Origin of the sequence: Mycolicibacterium arseniciresistens, assembly GCF_030519285.1 — a bacterium.
GTDB classification, from domain to species: Bacteria; Actinomycetota; Actinomycetes; order Mycobacteriales; family Mycobacteriaceae; genus Mycobacterium; species Mycobacterium arseniciresistens.
In genome coordinates this window covers 1-10130 of record NZ_JAUMSQ010000306.1, presented here as the reverse complement: position 1 = coordinate 10130, position 10130 = coordinate 1, and the positions used below count along the sequence as shown (strand labels likewise).

Here is a 10130-nt window from a genome sequence, read left to right as displayed (position 1 = left end):
GGCTCCGGCTCCGGCTCCCGAGGCGGCTGCAAACGCTCCGGCTCCGGCACCGGCGGGACCGGCTCCTGCGCCCGCACCGGAAGGCGCCGCGCCGGCTCCGGCACCCGCACCGGGCGGCGCGCCGACCTTCAGCCCGGACAGCCCGCCCACTCAGGACTTCATGTACCCGTCGATCAGCAACGGGTGCACGAAGGACGGCGGAAACGTTCTGGCGACGGCGATCTCGGTGGCCGGGCCGGCGAAGATCCCGACACCGGGGCCGGGACCGGGGCAGACCGCCTACGTGTTCACCGCGGTCGGCACGCCCGGCCCCGCGGCCGAGCAGGCGTTGCCGCTCAACGTCACCTGGGTCAACCTGACCACCGGCAAGTCCGGGAGTGCAACGCTCAAGCCGCACGCCGACATCAACCCGCAGGGGCCGACGACGATGACGGCGATCGCCGACACCGGGTCGGGCAGCATCATGTCGACGATCTTCGGTCAGATCACCACCACCGAGAAGCAGTGCCAGTTCATGCCGACCATCGGGTCGACGGTCGTGCCCTGACCCTGATACGAAATGGAATTCCCGGCCGTCGAGTGTGCTCGACGACCGGGAATTCCGTTTCTCGGGTGGTCTAGTAGGCCATGAAGAGGATGGCGTCGCGGTCGTAGTCGCGACCAGGATGCGCCTCGCTGAGGTGGGCCTGAGCCTTCTCGACCAGGTCGTCCTCGTCCTTACCGGTGATGGCTTCCCCGCACGGGCAACTCAGATGTGTCTTCATGGGTCCATTCTGCACACATGCATCACCGGGCATGTCGGGATATGCCGACGCCGAAACTGCGCCCAGGGCTGTCAGCCGGCGCGCTTCACGACCCTGAGCGCAGTCTCGCGGAAATAGTCAGGCCTTCGCGGCCTTGGCCGCCGCCTTCGCCTGCTTCTTGTACGAACGCACTCGCTCCAGCGAGCCGGCGTCGGTGACGTCGGCGACCGACATGTGCGAGCCCGCCTTCCCGTAGTCACCCGCCGCCGCGCGCCAACCCTTCGGCGTCACGCCGTACTGCTTGCCCAGCAGCGCGAGGAAGATGCGCGCCTTCTGGTCGCCGAACCCGGGCAGTCCCTTCAGCCGGCGCGCCACCTCGGCACCGTCGGGATCGCCGTCGGTCCACAGCGCGGCGGTGTTGCCGCTGTACTGGTCGACGATCACCTGCGCCAGCGCCTGGATCCGCTTGGCCATCGAGCCCGGGAACCGGTGCACCGCAGGGCGTTCGGCGCACAGTGCGGCGAACGCCTCGGGGTCGTACTCGGCGACCTGGCGGGCGTCGAGACCGCCGAGTCGGTCGGCGAGCTTCTTCGGCCCGGCGAAGGCGACCTCCATCGGGATCTGCTGAGAAGTAGCAACATGATTATTACCAGCCGCAACGATGCGGTCGACAATCTTTTTGGGGCCGGCGAACGCCACTTCCATGAGTATCTGTTGATCAAGCAACATGCCCGTCAGCAGGGCAAACGGGCACGCCGAGAGAAGTTCGTCAGCCTCAGGATCCTGGGCGATGCAGAGTTGCACGGTCATGCCAGCAGCCTATGGCCAGCGCCTGGGAGTGACCGGCTTACTTCGCGCCAGGCTTGCCCTCTTCCAGGACGCTCGATCCCGGTGTGTCATTTGTCGAGTATCCACCCCGCCACACTGCGAAAGCACTGCACCACAGACATTCACGTCAACGAAACTATTGATTAAAGCCCTACTCCTGACGAGGGGTCTGCTGCACGAATGGGTGACATCTGGACCTGCCCCACCGTTTAGGTTCCAGAATTGGTGACTAAGTGACTGCCTGTACGAAAGGCTGACAGTCATGCGTTTCTCCTATGTCAAGCCGCTGCGGTTTGGCGGGGCTTTGTTCGGTTGTTGTGGTCGGTGTGCAGGTGGCCGAAGACAACGCGGGATAGGCGGCGTTTGAGGCAGCGTAGGGCTTCGGTGCGGTGCTGGAGTCGCCTTGGGCCAGCCGGTGTCGGTAGTAGGTCTGGCCGAGCCCGTCAGGCGGATTTGGGTAACCGCGGTGCGGTGCAACGCGGCGTTGATTTGGCGGTTGCCTGAACGTGTCATGCGGACCCGGCCGGCGGTGTTGCCCGACCACACCGGGACCGGTGCGACCCCGCTATGCCGGGCGAAGGCGGCTTCGCTCTTGAACCGGGTCACGCCGGCGGCCTCGCCGACGAGCTTGGCATCCATCCGGTCACGCTTTCAAACTGGGTTAAGCAAGACGACATCGACCGAGGCCTGCGCACAGGTGTGTCCTCGAACGAAACAGCTGAACTGCGCGCAGCTCGGCGCCGCATCGTTGAACTGGAAACGGAGCTGGCGATCGTGCGCCAAGCCGCGACATTTCTCGGGGAGGACAAACCCCGCCCAAAAGGATCTACCCGGTGATCGACCGACTCGTCGACGCCGGGGCGTCGGTTGAACGCTGTTGCCTAATACTCGGTGTGGCACGCCAGAACTACTACAAGCACAAGCGGACACCGACTACGCCCACCCAGCTACGGCAGCAATGGCTGACGGGACTGATCCGTGAAGTCCACGTCGCCTCACGGGGCACCTACTGCTACCGCCGCATCCACGCCGAGCTCACCCTGGGCATGGGTATCACGGTGTGCCCGCGCACCGTGTCGGTCCTGATGTCTCGCGCCGGCATATACGGTCTGCCTGGGCCAGCACGGGTCAAGCGATTGCGCGGCGTGGTGACTGCCGATGATCTGGTCAACCGAAAGTTCCATAGAATCCGCCCAAATGAATTGTGGGTGACTGACATTACGCAGCACCGCACCCGTGAAGGGTGGCTGTACTGCTGCGCGGTGCTCGATGCGTTCAGCCGCAGAATCGTGGGGTGGTCGATCGATTCGCGGGCCGACGCGACACTGGTGGTCAACGCGTTGGATATGGCCATCCGCAATCGCCGCCCAGTAGCCGGCGGCATAGTTCACGCCGATCACGGAACTCACTTCACCTCTTGGGTTTTCGGCGATAAGATCCGCTCCGCAGGGCTACTGCCGTCCTTCGGGTCGATTGGTGACGGCCTGGACAATGCGATGATGGAAAGCTTCTGGTCCTCTATGTAGATCGAACTTTTGGACCGCCAGAAATGGAAGACTCGGGTGGAGTTGGCCAACGCGATCTTCGACTACATCGAGATCTTCCACAACCGTCAACGCCGCCATTCGGCACTGGGGTACCGCACCCCGATCGACTACGAACTATCGTTCAATAACGACACACTCACCGCTGCCAGTTAGCCACCACGGCTGGAACCCAAGAGGTGGGCAGGTCAAACTGTCACCTGATCGTGCAGCAGACCCGAGCGCTGCTTGAAACTCAAGTCACTCTGAACGTTCTAGCTGCGCCGTTCAGGCCGCGGACCATGATCTTGCTGTCTCGATCCTCGCCACCTTCGACTGCTGACGACCCGAAAGGCTACTTCACCTGTGGCCAGCCCTTTGCCGCCGTGAAGAGGTCCTCGGTGAGTTGAGCCCACGGCCGGAGCACTGGCATCTTCTGGTTCATGGCCTGAGCGAGAAAGCGAAAATCCTCCTCCAGCACCTCGATCTTGATCATGTACTTGTCAGCGTCCAGCGACTTCAAAGCGAACAATGTCGCGTCCGCGATCTGCTGCACGTTAAACAGCTTCTCGGATCCGTGCGGGATCAGGGTCCGCATGATGTCGGTCTTGGCGGTGTGGACGTAGCGGATCGCGTGTGAGGCCCGGTCGATGCGGATCATCTCGGCGGCGACGCCAGCATTCTTGGGCACCAGAAAGGTTTGAAAGGCAAGGTATTCCGGCACAGACTCGGTCCACGCGCGCAGCCGCCGGATGAAGCGCTGCTCGATGATATGGTCCAGCTCGAAGAAATACCCGAAGCCGGCGAACTTTTGGACCCGCCGCTGCATTACGCCGTAGTTGTTGATCCCTAACTTTATTTGCATCGTGTCGTAGAAGATGAGCATCGGCCGCGTGAGAGTCGCCTGGCTCGGTAACCTGCCGTATGCCGCCTTAATGACTGTGCGGAAATCGTCCCCCAGGTGGGCCCTGAGATAAGCAACCACCCACTGACGATCCGTTAGGAGCAGCCAATCGAGCGGGGCCAACCGTTTGTCCTTTAGGCGGGCCCACCGCTTGAAGTAGTCGTTGTATTCCCAGCGCAGCATGTCATTGGCGAATGAGGACATGTCCTCGGTGAGTAGCGCCTTCACATCGAGGTCGGCGACTTTCTCGACGTCCTTCCTGGCCGCCTTCGTGTCGTGCACCGCATGCTGGATGTTCTCGGCCAAAGCCGCGGCCGCGCGAGGGTTCTTCATCGAGGTCTCGAGCATCTTGACTAGCTTTTCCTGCTGTGGCGCCGGCAGCTCCTTGATTTGTTTGAGCAATGCACCCTGCTGGATTGAAGAATCCGCATCGTCCACCATGCGGCGCAGGTCGGTGCTGAGCTGTTCGATCCTGGCCAACTCCTTGCCGAGTTGCGCCGACCTGCTGGTCATGCGGGCATACGCGGTCGCGCCGACGGTCAGCGCCGCCAGCGCCCCGTAAACGAGGATTTCGTTGGTGGACACGGGATTGCCCCAGAAGTCGCGCCCGGTGGCCGCCATGTAAGCAAGCTGTCCGAACTCGTAGAGGTCGCCCACGATCGGGACGAAGCTGAGCGGAACCTCGATCATCAACTGGAGGACGGACTTGAAGCTCGTCGGGTCGGGCAGTTCATGGCGATGGTCGGTCTGCGGGTCCAACGCCAAATACGCGCCCTGAGGGGGCACCTCGTCGTGCGGGAGCAGGCGAGAGTAGATGAATGTCGATCGCGCGACAGCACCTGGTCCGGACTGGACGGTCACGGTGACGTTGTCGTCGTGGTGGATGATGATCAGGCTGGTCGAGCCTTGGCAGGCGGCCGAGTAGGCGTATGCCGCGGGCTCGTTCGCGCCGTACTTGAAGCGCCGCTCGTCCGGATCCTTGATCGCGACCTGCACTTGGAAGTGCCCTTCCCGGTGCTGGATCACCACGCTGGTCGGCTGCGGCACGATTAGCAGCGTGGGCGGCAGCACGGAATTCCAGACGTAGCCGAGTTGCGCCGCCAACCTGTCTTTGATGCTGCGGATGTCGGTCGACTCTAGGGGGACGGGCGATTCGTTGCCCGACACGAGCGCGTATGGGGCGCCCATCGCGGCAATAATCGACTGTGGATTGTCGAAGGATGGCATCGCCTCCGGATCCTGGATCCGGAAGACCGTGACCTTGGGCGTCAGGTCGCACCACACGGTGCCGGAGTGGAGGGACGTCGGGTCGGGCGCCAGCACCTGTTCCATCCCCCTCTTCTGACCGCCAAACGCCTGACGCTGCACGTAGAACTTGGTGAACTGGCGCATTAACTTCGGCTCCACGGTGGCGTCCCGGGCCAGTGCGATGAGCAGGACCGGTTCCCGGAACGTGGGCCCATCCCCAGGGTCGATAAAGCTAGACGGCCCCCGCCCCGGGAGGCCTGTCGGCGGCAGCCAGTACCACACGACCGGCGGGATGCCTAGCGTCTTCCATCGGTTCTCGCTGGTTCGCCCGCCGCGGATGGTCCAGGTCCAGGACACGTTGAGCGAGTTGTCGGTGACGATGATGCGGGCCAGGTTGTCGGCGGGGATCAAATGGCCGCGGAGTGATAGCGCGCCGTCCAGCGAGGGCATGAACGGATAGGTAGCGCCATCACGAAGCATTTTTATGGCTCCTCGTCCGGCGCCGAATGCCCGTCGGCCCATTTCGTCCAGCGCGGCAGTGCTTGGGCCTTTCGCAGGTGCATCGGCTGGGTGGGCAGCTGCGCCTCCCACGTCACCCCCACGGAGACATCCGGGTCGGGCATGCCCAGCCGTTGCGCGATCTTCAAGCCGATCGGCAGGTGCGTCTTGTCGCTGATCATCGGGAGTGGACCGGCCTGCCAAGGGCCGCAGAACTTGCGGCGTCCACGGCGGATTCGAACCCGGGCCGGAAGGCAAGACCACCCGCGCTGAGCCCGCGTCGGAAGTCCTCGAACCCGAGATCGCCGTCGCGAATGCAAATGTCTTTCAACCACGTCGACCTGGCGGCCCCAGAAGGACGGATCGGGCACGCATGACGTGGCCTTCCATTCGAAGGCCTGCTCGAAGAACGGGACGTAGTCGCCCTCGACGGCCGACATGGCGGCGTCGATCTCCGACAGCCCCATCACAGGTAAGTCGATGAGCGCGTCGAACAAATCGAAGTGCTGATCGGTCAAGAGGTTGCTGCAGTTCGCCTGTAGCTCACAGGGAATCGTCTGGTTCGCCGCCGGTTTGCACCCGCAAATCGTCACACCCGCCTGCATCCCCCGGGCCGTGGACATTGCGGCGAATCCCGACTTCCTCACAGACAGTCTTTGCTCCGCCGGAGGCGATCGATGCCGATCTCACACCTCGTTTCCGGTCTGTGGGTCCCAGCTAGGCAACTGGGGCTTCTGGAGCGATCGCGCAAGGAGGAGTGCCGTGGGGGCCACGATGTCCCATTCGCGCGGTGCATCTGGCGGCCACGCCACCTCGTCCCCTGGCGCTCCAAGCGTGGTTAACTGCTCGTCGATGAACGCGACGTAGCCCGCGTCGCCCATCTTGGGCAGGCCCCCGCCTTCGTACACCTCTCCGGTCTCCATGTAGTGCTTGACCAGATCCTCGAAGCCGGGACGCACTGGAATCTGCACTCTGGCCGCGCCGGCGTTGAGGAACGACGCGAAATCCGGATCGGGATGGGAAACAACGACAGTCCTGCTCCACTCGCTGCGGCGGCCCCAGAAGTAGGGATATACGATCCAGGCAAGGTGTTCCCATTCGAACGCCTGCTGCAGGAACCGCGCCTCTGGCTCCGCGGCGTGGAGCGCATCGATGTCGACCGACGCATGGGTGCCCAGCGTCCCGTCCTCGCTGGCAAACGGGTACGGCGCTATCAGGTCGAAGTCGACTGCCGCATTGCGCATGATGTCGATGGCGGCGCGTTGAAGCTCACCACGAACGATGCCGTGCAGCGCAAGGCGTGATCCCGCTGGCAACGATACGGTCTCCGCCGGCTGGTTCGCCGACGCCTGGATCACGGCCTGCGCGTATTCGAGACGAAGCTGCTCGTAGCGTTCCGCTACACGACCATAGGCCGCCAGCGCCCACGCTTCGCGTGCCGTCTCTGTCAGATTCATGCGGAGAGTGATGCTGCCGGCGAGACTGGTGAAATTGTCGGCGTGAACGGCCACCGAGACCGCTGGTCCCGGCAACGGGGGGGCGAAGGTGAACTCGTGGGTCACGGACCCATGGTGGTTCGGCGGTGGCGCCGACATCAGCCAGAGCTGCACCTGGCCGGCGATGGTGACACCGCCATTGGGTGGGTCACCGCCTTCGGTCTCGGCTGATGCTACGAAGGTGGCACCGGTGACCTCGTAGCCTTCGGGGATCTGCAACTCCTTACCCGTGGCGTACTTCGCGTCATTACCGCCACCGGTCGCGGGGAAGGACGTCGACGTTTCACGCGTGTCGGCGAGCGCAGGCGGCATGTCGGTCACGCGAAAGGCGCGGATGAGCTCCTCGCGCTTGGAGGCGATGTTGGCGAGGGTGACCGTGGCAAATAGATCGGCGTCTGGAGCTTCAATCGGGATCTGCAACTCCTGGCGGGAGAGGGCGAGCTGCCAGAGAAGCGCTGCAGGCTCCGGGATGAGGAGGTCGTACATCTCGCGCTCGCCATACCAGAACATCTTCGCGCGACTCACGCGCTCCAGGTACTGGTAGACGCCGGACACGTGATCGTCGGCAGTGGATTCACGTTTGAAATTATGGCTGTTGACCTCGGTCGTCTCCTGCTCGAACATCGTCCGCGTTTCGCGGGTGACGCGCTCAAGCGTCCGTTTCACGGCCCGCTCAACCGTTTCGCGAGCGTACGATTCAGCGTTCTTGGCGGCCTCCTCGGTTGAATCAACGTGCGATACGTCCGCCGACACGACCACCTGTGTCGGCCCGCGACTTGTCAACTGAAAGCTGCCCTGGGCTCGCAAATCCTCGTTCACGATTTTGCTGATCTCGCGATTGAGTTCGGCTTTGTCCGTGACCTGGAGGTCTCGCGTTTCCTCAGTTTCCCGTTCGACCGCTTCGAAGAATTCCTGGCGTGTCAACAGACGGTTGGTGTGTGTGCGCGCGCGCGTCTCGCCTACCAGGATGTTCTCCACGTAGGCGATCTCGGCCCTCCGGTAGCCCGTCGTGGTTTGCCTGACCAGTAGCAGATCGCTCCGCCCAATGGGCTCAAGAAACGACGGCGAATGAATCGCCGAGGCCAACAGGTCTGGCCACACTGTCAGATCCTCGAGCGCCACGCCCGCCCCTGCGAGCCGGGTCCGCAGGCTCTCGGGGAGCTCTTCAATAATTCGTCGTCCGAGCTCCCGTCGGACACGCTCGGAGCGCCCCCGGCCCGCGGCGATGTCGAGCAGGATCGGCACGCCATATAAATGGAGTCTTACAATCTGCGTCCTACGCGATGCCGGTGGCTGGTAGATCGCTAGGCGTGCAGTCGGTGGTTCGGTGGACGGCTGACCGGACACCGCCAGACCGTGCGTGGTGCGCTCACCCAATGCCTCGTTCGAAATGCGTGCTCTCACCTGCCGATCCGAGACGCCGGCATCACGAAGCGCTGTGTCGAGGGATGTCGCTCGCTGATCTTGCTCAATCCTCGTCAACTCGCCCGCGAGTCGACCCAGGGCCGCACTCGCATCCACTGAGGTCAAGTCGATGCGGGGGTGAAGGGGGGGCGGCGGCAGCGGAGGCGGTGCAGGCGTTGGCGGCCGCGGACCGGAAGGGTCTGGAAGCGCGGTGAACGCACGCGGGATCACCAACGGCGCCGACAGCCACCCGATGACTCCGTCTCGCGTGCCAGGTCCGCTGGTGGCCGTGAGCGTCCGCACCAACCGGTACAGCTCTGCGGCTGTGCGGATATCGCGCTGCTGACGGATTGCCGCGTACTTGAAGATCAGCACGAGTTCGCCGAGCAGGTCGACGGCATCGGTCAGGCTTCGGGCCAGCGTCCGCCAGGTCGGCGAGCCGGGGGCGGCGTTCGCGACGAACTCCTGCAAGTCGGACTGGTCAACCGGCCAGCCGGCCTGGTCCATGCCGGTGAGCGCCGTCAACCCAGGCAACAAGTCCCTCACGCCTGGCACATCCAGCCACGCGTCAACACGTCCATTTAAGAACCCCGCGACCGACGTATCCCAGAGGAGAGTGGCCGCTTCCCCCGGAGTGACAGGACCTCGGCCGCCCGAGTGCCACCGGTCAATCTGCAGGCCGATCACGGATGGAAGCGGCACGGCGAGATGAACGACACCCTTGCCGCGGTCGCGATCCGGAGGCCGCAGTGTGGTGAGTGCTAGCAAGGAATTGCCGTAGCGGCTGGTGAGGTTCGTCATAAGGCCGGGATGGGCATCGTAGGCTGGATGGCTTCGACCACAAAGCCCGCCAATCGGCTTCGCGTAAGCGGGGCGATGGACATGATTCCTCCCAGCCGACATGAATTCTGTGTAGAGGCTGTGTAAATGTCTCCCGCGACCATTATGTATCAGCTCAATTGGGACGAATAGAGTAGTCGACTACTCACATCACGTCGTATTCAAGACGAGTCGGTTGCTGATCTACCGGGTCAGGAAACCGCGGCGCTATTATCCGGGCGACGCCGCACCCGGCAGCTGCCGACGCGTGGAAAAGGACCGGTCCAACGCGGTTTGGGATGCCGTGATTGTGTCAGCTGTTGTAACGCTGCCTCAGCGTCACCGAGGCCCGGGCACCCACTCGATGATGGCGGCGGGTTCGCTTGTGAGTGTCACGAGCATCGGCAATTTGATCCTGCTGATCGAGCAGCATGCCGACCAGCAGGGCGAAGGGGTTGGCCTCCAGCAGAGCGTCGGCCGCCGGATCCTGGACAAGCTGCAGTTTCGGCACGGCGCCAGTCTAGGGTGACCATTGGCTGGTGAGGTGACATGTCTGGCGAGCTCGCATTGGTGCTGGCGGCGGTCCTGCTGCTGGCGGCGGTCGCCGCCGCGGTCGCGGTGGTGCGCACGCGCCGCGTCGTGGCCACCCCGACCGAACGCGCGGTGC

The 10130-nt window shown here is 63.7% G+C and carries 6 protein-coding genes and 3 pseudogenes; 2 read left to right on the top strand and 7 right to left on the bottom strand.

All coding sequences use genetic code 11. From position 1 onward, the window contains the following. A partial coding sequence (locus Q2100_RS26585; protein ID WP_456094151.1) for an Rv1157c family protein occupies positions 1-547 on the top strand: 547 nt, incomplete at its 5' end. Positions 548-617: 70 nt separating this feature from the next. On the opposite strand, the gene Q2100_RS26580 is transcribed toward Q2100_RS26585, so the two are convergent. The 3 genes and pseudogenes from Q2100_RS26580 to Q2100_RS26570 all read right to left on the bottom strand — a co-directional run. Further along, positions 618-764 (bottom strand): DUF1059 domain-containing protein, encoded by a 147-nt coding sequence (locus Q2100_RS26580; RefSeq protein ID WP_264011275.1) that lies wholly within the window; start codon positions 762-764, stop codon positions 618-620. A gap of 117 nt (positions 765-881) precedes the next feature. After that, the gene (locus Q2100_RS26575; RefSeq protein WP_302916474.1) at positions 882-1553 is read right to left on the bottom strand and encodes an HhH-GPD-type base excision DNA repair protein; all 672 of its coding nucleotides are present in this window, start codon (positions 1551-1553) and stop codon (positions 882-884) included. A gap of 296 nt (positions 1554-1849) precedes the next feature. Continuing rightward, a pseudogene (locus Q2100_RS26570) lies at positions 1850-2204 on the bottom strand (transposase); the annotation flags it as partial. Here Q2100_RS26570 and Q2100_RS26565 point away from each other — a divergent pair. Beyond that, a pseudogene (locus Q2100_RS26565) lies at positions 2196-3271 on the top strand (IS3 family transposase); the annotation flags it as partial. The pseudogenes Q2100_RS26570 and Q2100_RS26565 sit on opposite strands and share 9 nt — an antisense overlap. A 178-nt stretch (positions 3272-3449) precedes the next feature. Here the strand turns inward: Q2100_RS26565 and Q2100_RS26560 are convergent. The 4 genes and pseudogenes from Q2100_RS26560 to Q2100_RS26545 all read right to left on the bottom strand — a co-directional run. After that, positions 3450-5696, bottom strand: a complete 2247-nt coding sequence (locus tag Q2100_RS26560) for a hypothetical protein (protein WP_302916473.1) — start codon at positions 5694-5696, stop codon at positions 3450-3452. Between the two features lie 32 nt (positions 5697-5728). Then, on the bottom strand, positions 5729-6367 hold the full coding sequence (locus Q2100_RS26555; protein ID WP_302916472.1) for a hypothetical protein: 639 nt from the start codon (positions 6365-6367) through the stop codon (positions 5729-5731). 63 nt (positions 6368-6430) lie between these two features. Then, positions 6431-9445, bottom strand: a complete 3015-nt coding sequence (locus Q2100_RS26550) for a hypothetical protein (RefSeq protein ID WP_302916471.1) — start codon at positions 9443-9445, stop codon at positions 6431-6433. A gap of 433 nt (positions 9446-9878) precedes the next feature. After that, positions 9879-9974: pseudogene (locus tag Q2100_RS26545) on the bottom strand (HhH-GPD-type base excision DNA repair protein); the annotation flags it as partial. Positions 9975-10130: the final 156 nt, after the last annotated feature.